Origin of the sequence: Rahnella perminowiae (assembly GCF_019049695.1) — a bacterium.
GTDB classification, from domain to species: Bacteria; Pseudomonadota; Gammaproteobacteria; order Enterobacterales; family Enterobacteriaceae; genus Rahnella; species Rahnella perminowiae.
The window spans coordinates 21,171-37,639 of record NZ_JAFMOT010000172.1 but is presented as its reverse complement, the minus strand read 5'-3'; the positions used below and the strand labels follow the sequence as shown (position 1 = coordinate 37,639).

The window sequence follows — 16,469 nt, the reverse complement described above, 5'->3', positions numbered from 1 at the left end:
TGTAGAAAGAAAAAAGAGGTCGGTGAGACGAGGCTCATCTGTGCCGCAGATTTTAGCACAATGGGAAAAGGCACATAAAAAAACTCCCCAGGCGGGGAGTTTCAGAAAGAGGTGTTGGCGATAAAATACCCGGCGATTACTCGTCGTGATCTTCCCAGGAACGAACACGTGCCACCGCTTTTTGCCAGCCTTTATAGCGGACATTACGTTCCGTCGTTTCAATGCTTGGGCGGAATTCACGTTCGATAGTTGCTTTGCTGCGCACCTCTTCCAGATCGCTCCAGAAACCGACGGCCAGACCGGCGAGGTAGGCAGAACCCAGCGCGGTCACTTCCAGCACTTCAGGGCGCTCTACACGGGTGCCGAGAATGTCTGACTGGAATTGCATCAGGAAATTATTGGCAACCGCACCGCCATCCACTCGCAGCGCCTGCAGACGAGCGCCTGAGTCGGCCTGCATCGCATCCAGCACGTCGCGGGTCTGGTAGGCGATAGATTCCAACGTCGCGCGGATAATGTGGTTACTGTTCGCACCACGGCTCAGACCGAAGATAGCGCCGCGGGCATACGGGTCCCAATAAGGCGCGCCGAGGCCGGTGAAGGCGGGCACCACGTAAACACCATTGGTGTCTTTCACTTTCATGGAGAAATATTCGGAGTCGGTTGCATCGCTGAAAAGCTTCAGTTCATCTCGCAGCCACTGAATGGACGCACCGCCGACAAACACAGCACCTTCCAGCGCATAGTTCACTTCGCCGCGCGGACCGCAGGCGATGGTAGTCAGCAAACCATTTTTAGACGCTACCGCTTCAGTACCGGTATTCATCAGCAGGAAGCAACCGGTGCCGTAGGTATTTTTCGCCATACCCGGTTGGACACACAGCTGGCCATACAGGGCCGCCTGCTGGTCACCGGCGATACCGGCGATAGGGATACGCGTACCGCCTTTACCCCCGATGTTGGTCTGGCCGTAAATCTCAGAAGAAGGGCGAACTTCCGGCAGCATTTCACGCGGAATATCCAGCGCTTCAAGCATGCGCTCATCCCATTGAAGGTCATGGATGTTGAACAACATGGTACGTGAGGCGTTAGTGTAATCCGTCACGTGAACACGACCCTGCGTCATTTTCCAGACCAACCAGGTGTCGACGGTGCCGAACAGCAGTTCGCCGCGTTTAGCGCGTTCACGTGAGCCTTCAACGTGGTCGAGGATCCATTTCAGTTTGGTACCGGAGAAGTACGGGTCGATAACCAGGCCGGTGTTGTGGCGAATGTATTCTTCCAGACCGTCTTTTTTCAGCGTTTCGCAGATGTCAGCAGTGCGGCGGCATTGCCAGACAATCGCATTATAGATTGGCTTGCCAGTTTCTTTTTCCCACACAATGGTGGTTTCGCGCTGGTTGGTGATACCGATACCGGCAATCTGATCGGAATTAATGTCGGCTTTTGCCAACACTTCCACCAGCACCGAGCTTTGCGATGCCCAGATTTCCATCGGGTCATGCTCAACCCAGCCCGATTTCGGGTAGATCTGGGTGAACTCGCGTTGTGCCACGCTGACGATATTGGCATCGTGATCCAGAACTACGGCGCGTGAACTGGTTGTACCCTGGTCGAGTGCAACAATGTATTTTTTTTCGTGAGTCGTATCTGCTGACATAATATTCATCCTACGAATGAGTAAGCTGTGGAACAGTTTAGCCGATCAGGCCTTACGTTGTTTGGATGGCTGAGGTGCTTTTTCTTCTGCCGGTTCATTAATCTGATTTGGTAAATGGCGACCAATCAGCGCCTTGTAGGCGATGGCACCCAGAGAAGCCCCGAGCAACGGGCCAAAAATTGGCACCAGGAAATAAGGAATATCGCGCGCACCGGTGAAGGCAACCTTGCCCCAGCCAGCGAAGAAGGCGAACACTTTCGGACCGAAGTCACGGGCCGGGTTCAGGGCGAATCCGGTCAGTGGCCCCATGGATGCACCGATAACCGCGATCAGGATACCGATAAGCAGCGGTGCCAGCGGGCCACGTGGAATACCGTTGCCATCATCAGTCAGGCCGAGGATTAACGCCATCAGAATGGCTGTAATCACCGTTTCTACCAGAAACGCCTGCAATACGCTGATGTGCGGGTTCGGATAGGTAGAGAAAATACCGGCCAGATCCAGACTTTCGACGCTGCCGCGGACCATATTGTGGCTTTGCTCAAAATCGAAGAACAGATTGTAGTAAAGGCCATAAACCAGTGCAGCGGCGCAAAAAGCACCGGCGACCTGTGCCACGATGTAAGGCAGAACTTTGCGTCCTTCAAAGTTTGCAAACAAACAAAGTGCAACGGTCACCGCCGGATTCAGGTGTGCACCGGAGATGGCGGCTGTCAGGTAGATGGCCATTGCCACACCCAGACCCCAGATAATACTGATTTCCCACTGGCCAAAGGTTGCCCCGGCAAGTTTCATTGCTGCGACACAGCCCGCACCAAAGAAAATGATAAGCCCGGTACCCAGAAACTCAGCGATGCACTGACCTTTTAATGTGGAACTCATGGTTTGGCTCATAGTTTGATCCTGCTAAGGATGATGTTAATGGTTAGTTATAGTTTTTCTGTTATATCGTTTGTGAACGTAATCGGATTTTGGCGTTCATCATTAAATGAGAACGTAATGTGAATTTATCGTTAACGAGCATAAACGAGAAATAGCGAAATCAAATTTTGTGTGTTGCGTCATAAAAATGAGCGATTTCGCGTATTGTCGGACCATGATGCCGCGCCAAAAGGCCTGGATTTAACATTTTCAGCGCGCGTTGCTGACAAACGAGCATCACTATTACGTGTTGCACGGTGGCTACGGTTATTCGGCATTAAAGGCTATTTCTGGCGTGTGACGCTGCTTTTTAGGCATTTCCTGATACCCGGCACTGTAAAATTGCAACAGACTGCGTGGATAGAGGGGTTGCGGGTAGACAGATCAAAGCTGGCTACATACAATCACCCGTTAAGACACCTGCCGGTTTTATGCAATTCTCTGATGAATTCGTTATAAAAATCGACGGAGTGCAGGAATTTTTGAGCCGTGTCCGGACGATGCGGCAGAACATAAGATGTGCGCCTTGCGAACATAAGGGGACCGAAAAATGTCATTTGAAGTATTTGAGAAATTAGAAGCTAAAGTTCAGCAAGCGATCGATACCATTACTCTGTTGCAGATGGAAATCGAAGAACTGAAAGAGCAGAACAACGCCCTGTCTCAGGAAGTTCAGCAAGCCAGCGGCAATCATGAGTCTCTGGTGCGTGAAAATGCGCAGCTGAAAGAAGAACAACACGTATGGCAGGATCGTCTGCGTGCACTGTTGGGAAAAATGGAAGAAGTTTAATGACTTCATATTCCAAATAAAAAAGGACGCCAAGGCGTCCTTTTTTGTTGTGCACAGAAGAAAATTATTCTATATCGAGCGGGTCTTCTGACAGCACGATACCGGTATTATCGGCATAAAGATGGTCGCCGGAGAAGAAGGTGACGCCGCCGAAATTGACACGAATGTCGCTTTCGCCGATTCCTTCACTGCCTGCGCCAGCCGGGATAGCCGCCATCGCCTGAATACCCAGGTCCAACTCTTCGAGATCGTCAACCTGACGGACTGCACCATAAATCACGATGCCTTCCCATTCGTTCTGGAACGCGAGGCGTGCCAGTCCGGCATCCAGCAGTGCGCGACGCACAGAACCGCCGCCATCAATCACTAACACACGGCCACGGCCGTTTTCTTCCAGCAGGTCATAAAGCAAGCCATTATCTTCGAAGCATTTCACGGTGGTGATTTGCCCGCCAAATGAAGTACGGCCGCCAAAGTTGGAGAACAAGGGTTCGACGACATTCACTTCTTCATGGTAGATGTCGCAAAGTTCGGAAGTATCGTATTTCATAGGTTTTCATCTGGTTGCTGCATGAATGCTCAGTATATCCCTTTCCGGCGGATGTTGGCAAAATCATCAATTGTTAAATGTGAAAAGTGACCTGATAAACGCACATCAGGCCAACTTTGTTCAATTGAGTAACAGTCCTACTGCAAACAAGACGTTAGTCAGCAACGCCGTTTTTACCATATGTTCCAGTAACGGGCGGACTTCGGTGGATGTTGTGGATTTCATCACCCGCGCCACATGTTTCGCCAGCATCGGAATCGCCAGAATAAACAGCCAGCCGGTCCAATGATGCAGGTATACGGCGGAGAAAATGACCAGACACAGCACGGCGGCGGTCAGGATGATAGTGTGATAACGGCGGGCGTTAACCGGCCCGAGGCGAACCGCCAGTGTATTCTTGCCATTGATACTGTCGGTTTCGATATCGCGCAAATTATTGATATTGAGCACGGCGGTGGAGAGCAAACCGGTTGCCGTCGCCGGAAGCATCACGATCCAGTCGAAATAGCCTGCCTGTAAATAAAACGTCCCCGCGACACTGATCCAGCCGAAGAAAATAAGAACGGAAATATCGCCAAGCCCCATGTAGCCATAAGGCCGTGTGCCGACGGTATAGGTAATCGCCGCACCAATCGACAGCAAGCCGAGAACCAAAAACCCGACCACATCACTGGGTTTATGGCAGGCCACGGCGATGAGCGCGATACCGCAAATTATGGTCAGCGCGATGGTCAGGATAATGGCGTGCTTCATCTGCGCAGCGGTAATCAGCCCCTTTTGCATTCCGCGCAGAGGGCCGACGCGATCCGGGGTATCGCTGCCTTTCTCTGCGTCCCCATAGTCATTCGCCAGATTCGACAGGATTTGCAGACAGCCGGCAGTCAGCAGTGCCAGCAATGCAATAAGCGGATGGAAGGTATTTTGCAGGCTGGCAATGGCAGAACCCATGACGATAGAGGCAAACGCCAGTGGCAAGGTTTTCGGGCGCAAGCTTTCCAGCCAGGCGCGGGCGGGCGTCGTCGGTGTGCAGGAAGTGATTATGCTCATAGATGATTTCGCTCAGGTGAAGAATCAGTCCGAAATCTAAAAAAAATCAGGGAGGCAAACGCCTCCCTGAAGATCACTTTCGGAACGTATGAGCAAATTATAAGATAAAACGGCTCAGATCTTCATCAGCTACCAGCTGGTCAAGGTGGCTTCTAACATAATCTGCATCAATGTTTATGGAGATTCCGTTACTTTCGCTGGCGTCGTAAGAGATATCTTCCATCAGACGCTCCAGAACGGTGTGCAGACGACGCGCACCGATATTCTCGGTGGTTTCGTTTACCTGCCATGCGGCTTCTGCAATGCGCCGGATACCGTCAGCGGTGAAATCAATGGTTACGCCTTCGGTCGCCATCAATGCTTTGTACTGATGTGTCAGCGAAGCACTTGGCTCGGTCAGGATACGTTCGAAGTCTTCAGTCGACAGCGCCTGCAGTTCCACACGAATGGGCAGACGACCCTGCAATTCTGGGATCAGGTCTGACGGACTGGCCGTCTGGAATGCGCCGGATGCGATGAACAGGATATGATCGGTTTTCACCATGCCATGCTTGGTAGACACCGTGCAGCCTTCCACCAGTGGCAACAGGTCACGCTGAACACCTTCACGGGATACGTCAGGGCCTGAACTCTGACCGCCACGTTTACAGATTTTGTCGATCTCATCGATAAACACGATACCGTGTTGTTCAACGGCTTCGATCGCCTGTTCTTTCAGATCTTCCGGGTTCACCAGTTTCGCCGCTTCTTCTTCAATCAGCAGCTTCAGCGCTTCTTTGATTTTCAGTTTACGTGGTTTCTGTTTCTGAGCACCCATGCTCTGGAACATCGACTGCAACTGATTAGTCATTTCTTCCATGCCCGGCGGAGACATAATTTCAACGCCAATCGGGCCGGATGCCAGGCTGATTTCAATTTCTTTGTCGTCGAGCTGGCCTTCACGCAGTTTTTTGCGGAAGTTCTGGCGCGCAGCAGAAGGTTCCTGCGCTTCGTCAGGCTGCCCCCAGTTATTTTTAGCCGGCGGGATCAGTACGTCCAGAATACGTTCTTCGGCCAGTTCTTCAGCACGATAACGGTTTTTTTCAATAGATTGCAGACGCACCATTTTCACAGCGGAATCGGTCAGGTCGCGGATAATAGAATCCACTTCTTTACCCACATAACCGACTTCAGTGAATTTGGTCGCTTCTACTTTGATGAACGGCGCGTTAGCCAGTTTCGCCAGACGGCGGGCAATTTCGGTTTTGCCGACACCGGTCGGGCCGATCATCAGAATATTTTTCGGGGTGACTTCATGGCGCAGCGCTTCATCGAGCTGCATGCGGCGCCAGCGGTTACGCAAAGCAATGGCCACGGCGCGTTTCGCTTTATCCTGGCCAATAATGTAACTGTCTAATTCGCTGACAATCTCGCGCGGGGTCATCTCAGACATAATTTCGATCCTTACGCTTTAGAAGATAATTCTTCGATAGTGTGGAAATGGTTGGTATAGATGCAGATGTCACCGGCGATGCTCAGCGATTTTTCAACGATGTCGCGCGCTTCAAGCTCGGAATTTTCCAGCAATGCGCGTGCCGCGGCCTGGGCATACGGGCCACCGGAACCGATGGCGATCAGGTCGTTTTCCGGCTGGATAACATCGCCGTTACCGCTGATGATAAGCGACGCGTTTTCATCCGCGACGGCCAGCAGGGCTTCCAGACGTCGCAGCATGCGGTCGGTTCGCCAGTCTTTTGCCAGTTCAACGGCAGCTTTCACCAGATGACCCTGATGCATTTCCAGCTTGCGCTCGAACAGCTCAAACAGCGTGAAGGCATCAGCCGTGCCGCCAGCAAAGCCCGCAATCACTTTGTCGTTATACAGGCGACGTACTTTTTTGACGTTGCCCTTCATGACGGTATTTCCCAATGTGGCCTGGCCATCACCACCGATAACGACCTTGCCGTTGCGGCGTACACTTACAATTGTTGTCACGAGCGGTTCCTCGTTGCAGACTGAAAAGATCCCCGCAGGCTTGGGGGACACGTCGGGTGTCTCACAAGCTTACGAGGCATATTGAAAGTATAGATTGGGGAAGGATTACGGGTTTTCAACCCCCGGTTGCGAGGGGTATGCAACCGGAGATGCCTGCGCTCTTCAGGCGGGATAAGGTGCTGTCTGCACCGGAGCGATTGTTGTAAGGGCCGATCACCACGCGGTTCCAGCCACCGCCGGTAGTGATCCGGCCTTCAAAGCCTTCAAATGCCAGCTTCGCGCGCTGCGATTCTGCCTGTTCCGTACCTTTGAAAGAACCACACTGCACCATAAAGCGTTGGGTTTTTTCCTGTGCTTTTGGTTTTTCCGGCTCAGCCTGAGTAATGGCGGCTGGCTGTTGCGGTTTCGGTACTTCTTTCACCGGCTCTTTAACCTGTGGCTTCGGTTTTGGCTGCGCTTGCACCTGAGCTTGCGGCGCGCGTACCGGCTGCGTTTGTGGCGTATACGTCGGCTGCGGCTGAACCTGGCGCGGCTGAGTTTGCACCGGTTGTTGCTGTGCGTATGTTGGCTGCTGTTGTTGAACCTGGCGCTGAGTATGTGCCGGCGCCTGCGCCACCTGGTTAGGGTCGTTATACGGCACTTCAGACAACTGTGTTGGCGTCTGGCGCATATCGGCCTGCATCTGTTCGAGAAGCTGGCGCTGTTCCGGCGTCAGTTGTGTTTTGGATTCGACCTGCCCGCCCGCTGTCGGTTCTGTCGGCGTGGTCACGCCCATCTGGCGGTTTTCCAATTCTTTAATGTAACGCCAGCGTTCTTCCGGTTTAGGCGGCAATCCATTACCCGGACGGACAGCGTGCGTTGGCAACACTGTCGCTTCTTCACGTTTATTGTGCGCAATAAAATAGAGGCCACCGACAAACACCACCAGTACCGCAACGGCTAACACCACCATGGTTTTGGAGATCGTTGTGGAACTGCGTTTTTTACTCCGGCTGGTACTTTTCCGCCGCGCTCCTGAGCGCCCACGGCTTACATAGTCTCTTTGTGCCACTATCGTTTCGCTGTGTCGTGATGAATGAAGAAGTGCGTCATGTTACTCAACCCTGAACATTTACTGAAACTAAAACTGTCGAAGAACATAAAAACGGACTCACGCTTTGGGGGCAGCGGTGCTTTCCCGCACCACCAGCTCGCTATCAAGCAACAGTGAACCGTTTTGTACCGGATTCCCCTGTAACTGCTCAAGTAATAATAACATGGCCTGACGGCCAAGCTGGAATCTCGGCTGCGCAACGGTGGTCAGCGGAGGATCGGTATACTGGCTGGCCTTAATGTCATCGAAACCGACAACCGACAAATCCTGCGGAATGCGCAGACCCATTTTTTTCGCCTGGAACATAGCGCCAATCGCCATCACATCGTTGTGACAGAAAATCGCCGTCGGCGGGACGGGCAGTGCCATCAGCTCGGTGACGGCTTGCGCCCCCGATTCATAGCTGAAATCGCCATCAATGGTCAGCGAACTCTCGACACTCAGTCCGTTGCGGCGCAGTGCCTGTACATAACCTTGCGAACGGTACTGGCACAACGGCATATGTTTCGGGCCGGCGATGCAGGCAATACGCTGATGCCCCAGTTTAAGAAGATAATGCACGGCTTCGAACGCGGCTGTCAGGTTATCAATATGGACTGTCGGCAGTTCAAGTTCCGGCGCAAATTCATTGGCCATCACCATCGGCGGTAAGTTGCGTTGTTCTTCTTTACTGGCATCGAAAGGTAAATCAGAGCCAAGCAGGAGCATACCGTCAATTTGCTTGGTAATAATCAGATTGATAAAGGTTTTCTCTTGCTGATTTTGGTGAGCACAATCTCCGATCAACACCAGATAACCGCTTTCGGCGGCTGTACGCTCGATCCCCTGGATCAGGTCGGCGAAAAACGGATCGCAAATGTCGGGGACGATCACCAGAATAGTGCGTGATTCATTACGTTTCAGATTGCGGGCCAGTGCATGAGGAGAATACCCTACGGCCATCACAGCCTGATCAACTTTCTGACGGGTCGCGGCGGAGACTTTCTCCGGATTCATTAACGCACGGGATACGGTTGCTGTTGAAACGCCTGCCTGTTCAGCCACATCTTTCATTGTTGCGGCGGGTAATTCTTTCTTGTGCTCCAACGTCTCTCTCCTTGCAACAGCATCAAACTGACACAACAACATCAACATTCCTCACCTGGCTACGCATGATGTGTAGCTCATCACATTCTAAACAGAATGTGAGTAGGATTTGTTACCTAATTTGCATTAAAAGTGTGACGCAGATGCTTTTTTCGATCCATCACGCAAAAAACCTGACTCTTTATGCATATTTGCTTTGGAGATCAGCTATCAATCGGATCGACATCCAGGGTCCATTTCACTTTTTTGGCTTGTGGCAGACTTAAAATCAGCGGCTGGGAGCTTTTGATCAGATGCTGCAAAACGCGACGTGAAGGGTGCTGCAATAAAAGCTGCCAGCGGAAGCGTCCGCTGCGTTTGGCTTGTAACGCAGGAACCGGCCCCAGGATCCACAGCGAATCATCTTTCAGCGGACTGGATTCGATCAGATTGCGTAACTGCTGAAGAAACAGCGCCGATTGCTGATTATCGTGGTCTTCCGAACGGATCATAATATGGCTGGTATAGGGAGGAAGAAAGACGCTTTTGCGCTCCGCCAGCGTCTGTCTGGCAAACTCGTCGTAGCCCTGTTGCAACAATACCTGCAGTAGAGGATGTTCGGGATGGTGAGTTTGCAATACCACTTCCCCTTGCTTACCTGCGCGACCGGCACGGCCTGACACCTGCGTATAAAGCTGGGCAAAGCGCTCGGCAGAACGGAAATCCGCTGAGAACAAGGCACCGTCTACATCCAGCAGTGATACCAGCGTGACGTCAGGGAAGTGATGCCCTTTTGCCAGCATTTGCGTACCGATAAGAATACGTGCGCCGCCACGATGGACTTCACTCAGATGCTGTTCCAGTGAACCTTTACGGCTGGTGGTATCGCGGTCAATCCGCGTGATAGGCGTATCCGGGAACAACGGTGCCAGTTCATTTTCCAGCTGTTCTGTACCGACGCCGACCGAGACCAGTTGTGTTGAGCCGCAATGCGGACACTGATGCGGCACGGCGCGCTGACTGTCACAATGGTGGCAGCGCAACTGACGCTGATTCTGGTGCAGGGTGTAATAGTGATCGCAGCGCTGACATTCCGCTATCCAGCCGCACTCATGGCACAGCAGGGCAGGCGCATAGCCACGGCGGTTGAGGAACAACATCACCTGATTATCGGCCTTCAGGTGTTCCTGCATTTTCTGGATCAGCGGTTGAGACAGCCCGACTTTTAGCTGCAACCCTTTTAAATCCAGCAGATTTTGCCGGGCGAGTTTGGCATTTCCGGCTCGTTTGGTCAGTCTGAGCTGGCGATATTTTCCCCGTTCAACATTGTGCAGCGTTTCCAGAGCCGGGGTTGCCGAGCCCATAATAATCGGAATATTTTCAGCGTGAGCGCGGTATACCGCCAGATCACGGGCGTGATAGCGCCAGCCTTCCTGCTGCTTATAAGAACTGTCGTGTTCCTCATCAATGATAATGACACCAAGGCGTGCAAACGGCGTAAACAGCGACGAGCGGGTGCCAATCACAATGCCTGCTTCGCCATTGCGCGCCCGCAGCCAGACGGCGAGGCGTTCGCTGTCGTTCAGACCGGAGTGGAGTACATCCACCGGCGCACTGAAACGCTCGCGAAAACGCGCGATGGTTTGCGGCGTCAGGCCAATTTCCGGCACCATCACCAGCGCCTGCCGACCTTGCGCCAGAATGTTTTCCAGCACACTCAGATACACTTCGGTTTTACCCGAGCCGGTCACACCGGCCAGCAACCAGGCGGAAAATTGTTGATCTTCACTGCGGATCGCACCGACGGCGGTGGCCTGCTCGGTATTGAGCCGTAAACGCTCACCGATCACCGAGAAATCCAGCCGCCAGTCGTGCGTGGCGGGCGCGATACTGCGTAAATCCGTCAGCCCTTTGGCACGGAGTGCCTGCAAGGCGGTATCAGTAAGATCCAGGTCGGCGACCTGATGACGATACAACGGTTTTTGCATCAGTGCGGCCATTGCCTGCTGCTGTTTGGGTGCCCGTTTCAGGCTGTCGAGCGGCGTGGCCCGCCCCTGCTCGGTGGCGAACCATTGCCACAGCGGCGTAAGTTCAGCGGCTTTTCCCTGACGTAATAACACCGGCAACGCATGGAACAGCACTTCGCCGATCGGATAATGATAATAGTCGGCAGCCCAGAACAGGATGCGCCACAAATCGGGGGTAAACAGGCTGGCACTGTCGAGGATTTCCCGTACCGGTTTCAGTTTTTCCAGGCCAAATTCGCTGAAGTCACTGACTTTGGTCACGATGCCGATGGCGTCACGTTTACCGAAAGGCACACTGACCCGGCAACCCGGTGAAACCTGCATATCAGGCGGCAACAGATAGTCAAAAGTACGGGCGAGCGGGACAGGTAAAGCAACGTGGGCAACAGGCATTGGGGGTCCAGACTATAAAAAAATGACGAGATAGTGTACACTGTGTCCTTCGAAATGCATGAACATCATTGCGCGGTACTCAGAGATTCTGTATGATTCGCCGCCTTTGGTGCATTTCGTACTCAAAGCCTATCATCCACTACGCGTGGTGTCTGACAGAACAGGGTTGGATAGCGACGCGGCCTTAAGAAGAGGTTTTCCATGAAACAAGGTATTCACCCTAAATATGTAGAAATTACTGCAACTTGCTCATGCGGTAATGTTATCAAAACTCACTCAACTGTGGGTCACGATCTGAACCTGGACGTTTGTGGCGAATGTCACCCGTTCTACACTGGTAAGCAACGTGAAGTGGCTACCGGTGGCCGCGTTGACCGCTTCAACAAGCGTTTCAGCGTTCCAAGCAGCAAATAAGCTTCGCTTGAGAGCAAAAAAAGGCGCCTTTGGCGCCTTTTTTGTTGCCTGCCGTTTCACTTCCTGACAAACAATTTTTTTCTCACAAAGATACTGAAAAAACGCGCGACGGGGTCGCACGGTCTTTTCAGCATATCTCTGCGTTGCAGCGATCAGTATTCCCAGGTATCAGGATCCACACCCAATTCACGCATCAGGATCTTCGCCGCTTCCGGTATTTCGTCACTGCGTTCTTTACGCAGGTCTTCGTCATTCGGCAAAGGCTGGCCGGTGAAGGCATGCAGAAAAGCCTCACATAATAATTCACTGTTGGTCGCATGACGCAGGTTGTTCACCTGCCGACGGGTGCGTTCATCGGTGAGAATTTTGAGGACTTTCAGCGGAATGGATACCGTGATTTTCTTAACTTGTTCGCTTTTCTTACCGTGTTCAGCGTAAGGGCTGACATATTCGCCGTTCCACTCAGCCATGGGACACCTTAAATTTATCAAAAAATAAAATTCTGAAAACCGCGTGATTATGCCCGATTTTCCCTGTTCTCACTAAGTAAATGTCGGAATTTAACAGGGATATCTCACGTTTTCCCTGCGGCACTGTTCATTTTGCTACCTTGCGCTTAAATCTTCCGGCGCGACACATCTGCCTGACATCTTCATTAATGGCATAATTTTAGCGGGTATTGCGCTGTTGCTCAATCTATACGCAAAGAAGTTTAGATGTCCAGATGTATTGACGTCTATATCTCCGGCGGTTACTCTTTATATCCTCATCCTTCGCAATTCGTCAGGAATAAACGATTATGACGCACAAGCAAGCCACCATTGCCGTGGGCAGTGGCCTGAACAATGATCAGCAATATGGTTGTGTAGTTCCGCCAATCTACCTTTCCAGCACTTATAACTTTGAAGATTTCAACCAGCCAAGAGCGCATGACTATTCCCGTCGCGGCAACCCGTCACGCGATGTTGTCCAGCGGGCGCTGGCTGATCTGGAAGGCGGTGCCGGTGCGGTTCTGACCAGCAGTGGGATGTCTGCCATTCACCTGGTGTGTACGGTATTCCTGAAACCTGGCGATTTACTGATTGCGCCGCATGACTGCTACGGCGGTAGCTATCGTCTGTTCGACAGTCTGAGCAAACGTGGCGCGTATCGCGTACTGTTTGTGGATCAGGGTGATCCGCAGGCGCTGGCGGATGCGCTGAAAGAAAAACCGAAGCTGGTGCTGATTGAAACCCCGAGCAACCCTTTGCTGCGTGTGGTGGATATACAGGCGATTTGCGATGCCTCACGTGCCGCCGGTGCTCTGACGGTAGTGGACAATACCTTCCTCAGCCCGGCGTTGCAGAACCCGTTGCAGCTTGGTGCGGATTTAGTCGTCCATTCCTGTACTAAATATCTGAACGGGCATTCTGATGTGGTCGCCGGTACGGTAATATCTAAGACCGCAGAACACTCGACAGAGCTGGCATGGTGGGCGAACAACATTGGCGTGACCGCCGCAGCCTTTGACAGCTACCTGTTATTGCGGGGTTTGCGCACATTAACGGTTCGTGTGAAACAGCAACAGGAAAATGCCCTGGCGATTGTGGCTTATTTACAGAAACAATCGCAGGTTAAAAAGCTGTATCATCCGTCGCTGCCGGAAAACCAGGGACATGAAATTGCCCGCCGTCAGCAACGTGGCTTCGGTGCCATGATCAGTTTTGAATTTAACGGAGATGAAGCTCAGTTGCGCCATTTCCTGAAAGAATTGAAGTTATTTACCCTCGCAGAATCACTGGGGGGCGTCGAAAGCCTGATTTCTCATACCGCGACCATGACACACGCTGGCATGGCGCCGGAAGCGCGCAAAGCCGCCGGGATTTCTGACAGCTTGCTCCGTATTTCTGTAGGTCTTGAAGACAGCGAAGATTTGATTGCTGATCTGGAAAATGCATTCCAGTCAGTGGCAACGAGGTAAGTATGAATGCAATAGCGGTTGCAGCGCCGGCGGGAAGCCGTCAGTTGCACAAGTTTGGTGGTAGCAGTCTGGCCGACGTGAAATGTTATTTGCGCGTCGCCGGTATTATGGCCGAGTATGCGAAGCCGGGTGACATGATGGTGGTGTCGGCGGCTGGCAGTACAACTAACCAGCTGATCAGCTGGCTGAAGCTCAGCCAGACAGACAGACTTTCCGCGCATCAGGTTCAGCAAGCTTTGCGCCGTTATCAGAGTGATTTGATAACCGGCCTGTTGCCGCCGGAAATGGCCGAACCGCTTATTGCTTCTTTTATTCATGATCTCGAACGTCTGGCTGTTTTGCTTGACGGCAAAATGACCGATGCAATTTATGCTGAAGTGGTAGGGCACGGCGAAGTCTGGTCCGCACGCCTGATGTCTGCGGTGTTATGCAAACTGGAATTACCGGCCGCCTGGCTGGATGCCCGTGAATTTCTGCGGGCTGAACGTGCTGCACAACCTCAGGTTGATGAAGGCCGTTCTTACCCGCTGCTGCAACAACTTCTCGTGCAGCACCCTCAGCAATATCTGGTGGTGACCGGTTTTATTGCCCGCAGCGACGCGGGTGAAACCGTGCTGCTTGGCCGTAACGGCAGTGACTATTCCGCCACCCAGATTGGTGCACTGGCGAATGCCAGCCGCGTGACCATCTGGAGTGACGTGGCCGGCGTCTACAGCGCTGACCCGCGTAAAGTAAAAGATGCCTGTCTGCTGCCCTTGTTGCGTCTCGATGAGGCCAGTGAACTGGCACGCCTGGCCGCACCGGTTCTTCACACCCGTACTCTTCAACCGGTTTCCGGTAGCGATATCGATTTACAGCTGCGTTGCAGTTATCAGCCGGAGCAAGGATCAACGCGTATCGAACGTGTACTGGCTTCCGGCACCGGTGCGAAAATTGTCACCAGTCACGATGATATTTGTCTGATCGAAATGGTCATTCCGTCAGGTCATGATTTCGGTCTGGCGCAAAAAGATGTCGAACTGCTGCTCAAACGGGCGCAGATCAAACCGCTGTGTACCGGCATTCATCCTGATCGTAATTTACTGCAACTGTGCTACACCTCTGAAGTGGCGGGCAGTGCGTTGCAGGTTCTCGAAGAGGCGGCCCTTCCGGCGCGTCTGACGCTGCGTGAAGGGCTGGCGCTGGTGGCGCTGGTCGGTGCGGGCGTGTGCAAGAACCCGCTGCACAGTCACCGTTTCTATCAGGAGATGAAAGATCAGCCGGTGGAGTTTATCTGGCAGGCCGAAGACGGTATCAGTCTGGTGGCCGTGCTGCGTATCGGCCCGACCGCGCACCTGATTCAGGGGCTGCACAAAACGCTGTTCCGTGCTGAAAAGCAAATCGGTCTGATGCTGTTTGGTAAAGGCAATATCGGTTCACGCTGGCTGGAACTGTTCGCCCGTGAACAAAAGAATATTTCTGCCCGCAGCGGTTTTGAGTTTGTACTGGCGGGTGTGGTTGACAGCAAGCGTAGCCTGCTCAATTACGACGGGCTGGACGCCAGCCGTGCTTTGGCTTTCTTTGATGATGAAGCGCAGGCACACGATGAAGAATCGCTGTTCCTGTGGATGCGTGCGCATCCTTATGACGATTTAGTGGTTCTCGATGTCACCGCCAGCGCTGAACTGGCAGATCAGTATCTGGATTTTGCCAGTTACGGTTTCCATGTTATCAGCGCCAATAAACTGGCGGGGGCATCGGATACGAATAAATATCGTCAGATCCGCGATGCGTTTTCCAAAACTGGCAGCCACTGGTTGTATAACGCCACGGTAGGTGCCGGTTTGCCGGTCAACCATACGGTGCGCGATTTACGTGAAAGCGGTGACAGCATTCTGGCCATCAGCGGAATTTTCTCCGGTACCTTGTCATGGCTGTTCCTGCAATTCGATGGCACGCTGCCGTTCACCGAACTGGTGGATTTAGCCTGGCAGCAGGGGTTAACGGAGCCTGATCCGCGCGATGATTTATCCGGTCAGGACGTCATGCGCAAGCTGGTTATCCTGGCGCGTGAGGCCGGGTATGATATTGAACCGACGCAGGTTCGTGTGGAATCGCTGGTGCCGGAAAGCTGTGTGACCGGATCGGTTGATCAGTTCTTCGAAGACGGTGAGGCGCTGAACCAGCAAATGCTGCAACGTCTGGAAGCGGCCCGCGAAATGGGTCTTGTGCTGCGCTATGTGGCGCGTTTCGATGCTAATGGCAAAGCGCGTGTGGGTGTTGAAGCCGTGCGTGACGACCATCCTCTGGCTGCGTTGCTGCCTTGTGATAACGTGTTTGCTATCGAAAGCCGCTGGTATCGTGATAATCCGCTGGTGATCCGCGGGCCGGGCGCAGGGCGTGACGTCACCGCAGGTGCGTTGCAGTCTGATCTTAACCGCTTGACGCAACTTCTGTAATTCCCTGCGCCTGTCCTTCTCATGGGAATGGGGGGCGAAGTGGTCTGCTAAACCCCCTCCCAGCCTCCCCCTTCGCAGGGGGAGGAGCTTAATTCCCCCCAGCAAAACGTCCTCAAAATGAAATTCTTTCAGAAAGC

General features: G+C 52.8%; 14 protein-coding genes. 4 read left to right on the top strand and 10 right to left on the bottom strand.

Features of this window, described 5'->3' with window-relative positions:
* Positions 1-136 precede the first annotated feature (136 nt).
* Positions 137-1,660: a glycerol kinase GlpK gene (glpK, locus tag J1781_RS10330; protein WP_129955303.1), complete on the bottom strand. Its 1,524-nt coding sequence runs from the start codon at positions 1,658-1,660 to the stop codon at positions 137-139.
* Positions 1,661-1,705: 45 nt separating this feature from the next.
* Positions 1,706-2,554 (bottom strand): MIP/aquaporin family protein, encoded by an 849-nt coding sequence (locus J1781_RS10325; RefSeq protein WP_129955304.1) that lies wholly within the window; start codon positions 2,552-2,554, stop codon positions 1,706-1,708.
* Between the two features lie 577 nt (positions 2,555-3,131).
* Between J1781_RS10325 and zapB the strand changes: the two genes are divergently transcribed.
* Positions 3,132-3,371 carry a septal ring assembly protein ZapB gene (gene zapB, locus J1781_RS10320; protein WP_129955305.1) on the top strand — a complete coding sequence of 80 codons (240 nt, stop codon included), beginning with the start codon at positions 3,132-3,134 and terminating at the stop codon, positions 3,369-3,371.
* A 64-nt stretch (positions 3,372-3,435) separates the two neighbouring features.
* Here zapB and rraA read toward each other — a convergent pair whose 3' ends face one another.
* From rraA to priA, 7 genes are all read right to left on the bottom strand, one after another.
* Complete coding sequence (gene rraA, locus J1781_RS10315) at positions 3,436-3,921, bottom strand: ribonuclease E activity regulator RraA (protein ID WP_129955306.1); 486 nt, start codon at positions 3,919-3,921, stop codon at positions 3,436-3,438.
* A 120-nt stretch (positions 3,922-4,041) separates the two neighbouring features.
* Positions 4,042-4,968 (bottom strand): 1,4-dihydroxy-2-naphthoate polyprenyltransferase, encoded by a 927-nt coding sequence (locus tag J1781_RS10310; protein ID WP_129992183.1) that lies wholly within the window; start codon positions 4,966-4,968, stop codon positions 4,042-4,044.
* Positions 4,969-5,065: 97 nt separating this feature from the next.
* Positions 5,066-6,400, bottom strand: a complete 1,335-nt coding sequence (gene hslU / locus J1781_RS10305) for an ATP-dependent protease ATPase subunit HslU (protein WP_129992182.1) — start codon at positions 6,398-6,400, stop codon at positions 5,066-5,068.
* Positions 6,401-6,411: 11 nt separating this feature from the next.
* Positions 6,412-6,942, bottom strand: a complete 531-nt coding sequence (gene hslV / locus J1781_RS10300) for an ATP-dependent protease subunit HslV (protein WP_015699184.1) — start codon at positions 6,940-6,942, stop codon at positions 6,412-6,414.
* Positions 6,943-7,057: 115 nt separating this feature from the next.
* Positions 7,058-7,993 carry a cell division protein FtsN gene (gene ftsN, locus J1781_RS10295; RefSeq protein WP_217157654.1) on the bottom strand — a complete coding sequence of 312 codons (936 nt, stop codon included), beginning with the start codon at positions 7,991-7,993 and terminating at the stop codon, positions 7,058-7,060.
* A 99-nt stretch (positions 7,994-8,092) separates the two neighbouring features.
* On the bottom strand, positions 8,093-9,121 hold the full coding sequence (gene cytR, locus J1781_RS10290; RefSeq protein WP_129955312.1) for a DNA-binding transcriptional regulator CytR: 1,029 nt from the start codon (positions 9,119-9,121) through the stop codon (positions 8,093-8,095).
* A gap of 203 nt (positions 9,122-9,324) precedes the next feature.
* The gene (gene priA / locus J1781_RS10285; RefSeq protein WP_217233510.1) at positions 9,325-11,520 is read right to left on the bottom strand and encodes a primosomal protein N'; all 2,196 of its coding nucleotides are present in this window, start codon (positions 11,518-11,520) and stop codon (positions 9,325-9,327) included.
* 201 nt (positions 11,521-11,721) lie between these two features.
* Between priA and rpmE the strand changes: the two genes are divergently transcribed.
* On the top strand, positions 11,722-11,934 hold the full coding sequence (rpmE, locus tag J1781_RS10280; protein WP_129955316.1) for a 50S ribosomal protein L31: 213 nt from the start codon (positions 11,722-11,724) through the stop codon (positions 11,932-11,934).
* Between the two features lie 152 nt (positions 11,935-12,086).
* Here the strand turns inward: rpmE and metJ are convergent, their stop codons facing one another.
* Entirely contained in the window at positions 12,087-12,404 is a 318-nt protein-coding gene (gene metJ / locus J1781_RS10275) for a met regulon transcriptional regulator MetJ (protein WP_004392248.1), read from the bottom strand.
* A gap of 329 nt (positions 12,405-12,733) precedes the next feature.
* Between metJ and metB the strand changes: the two genes are divergently transcribed.
* Together metB and J1781_RS10265 are read left to right on the top strand one after the other, a co-directional pair.
* Positions 12,734-13,894 (top strand): cystathionine gamma-synthase, encoded by a 1,161-nt coding sequence (metB, locus tag J1781_RS10270; protein ID WP_217233509.1) that lies wholly within the window; start codon positions 12,734-12,736, stop codon positions 13,892-13,894.
* A gap of 2 nt (positions 13,895-13,896) precedes the next feature.
* Positions 13,897-16,332: a bifunctional aspartate kinase/homoserine dehydrogenase II gene (locus tag J1781_RS10265; protein ID WP_217233508.1), complete on the top strand. Its 2,436-nt coding sequence runs from the start codon at positions 13,897-13,899 to the stop codon at positions 16,330-16,332.
* Positions 16,333-16,469 lie beyond the last annotated feature (137 nt).

Bases quoted from the DNA above. Each gene is read 5' to 3' on its own strand.
- glpK (WP_129955303.1), bottom strand. From the start codon at position 1,660: ATGTCAGCAGATACGACTCACGAAAAAAAATACATTGTTGCACTCGAC.
- J1781_RS10325 (WP_129955304.1), bottom strand. From the start codon at position 2,554: ATGAGCCAAACCATGAGTTCCACATTAAAAGGTCAGTGCATCGCTGAG.
- zapB (WP_129955305.1), top strand. From the start codon at position 3,132: ATGTCATTTGAAGTATTTGAGAAATTAGAAGCTAAAGTTCAGCAAGCG.
- rraA (WP_129955306.1), bottom strand. From the start codon at position 3,921: ATGAAATACGATACTTCCGAACTTTGCGACATCTACCATGAAGAAGTG.
- J1781_RS10310 (WP_129992183.1), bottom strand. From the start codon at position 4,968: ATGAGCATAATCACTTCCTGCACACCGACGACGCCCGCCCGCGCCTGG.
- hslU (WP_129992182.1), bottom strand. From the start codon at position 6,400: ATGTCTGAGATGACCCCGCGCGAGATTGTCAGCGAATTAGACAGTTAC.
- priA (WP_217233510.1), bottom strand. From the start codon at position 11,520: ATGCCTGTTGCCCACGTTGCTTTACCTGTCCCGCTCGCCCGTACTTTT.
- rpmE (WP_129955316.1), top strand. From the start codon at position 11,722: ATGAAACAAGGTATTCACCCTAAATATGTAGAAATTACTGCAACTTGC.
- metJ (WP_004392248.1), bottom strand. From the start codon at position 12,404: ATGGCTGAGTGGAACGGCGAATATGTCAGCCCTTACGCTGAACACGGT.
- metB (WP_217233509.1), top strand. From the start codon at position 12,734: ATGACGCACAAGCAAGCCACCATTGCCGTGGGCAGTGGCCTGAACAAT.
- J1781_RS10265 (WP_217233508.1), top strand. From the start codon at position 13,897: ATGAATGCAATAGCGGTTGCAGCGCCGGCGGGAAGCCGTCAGTTGCAC.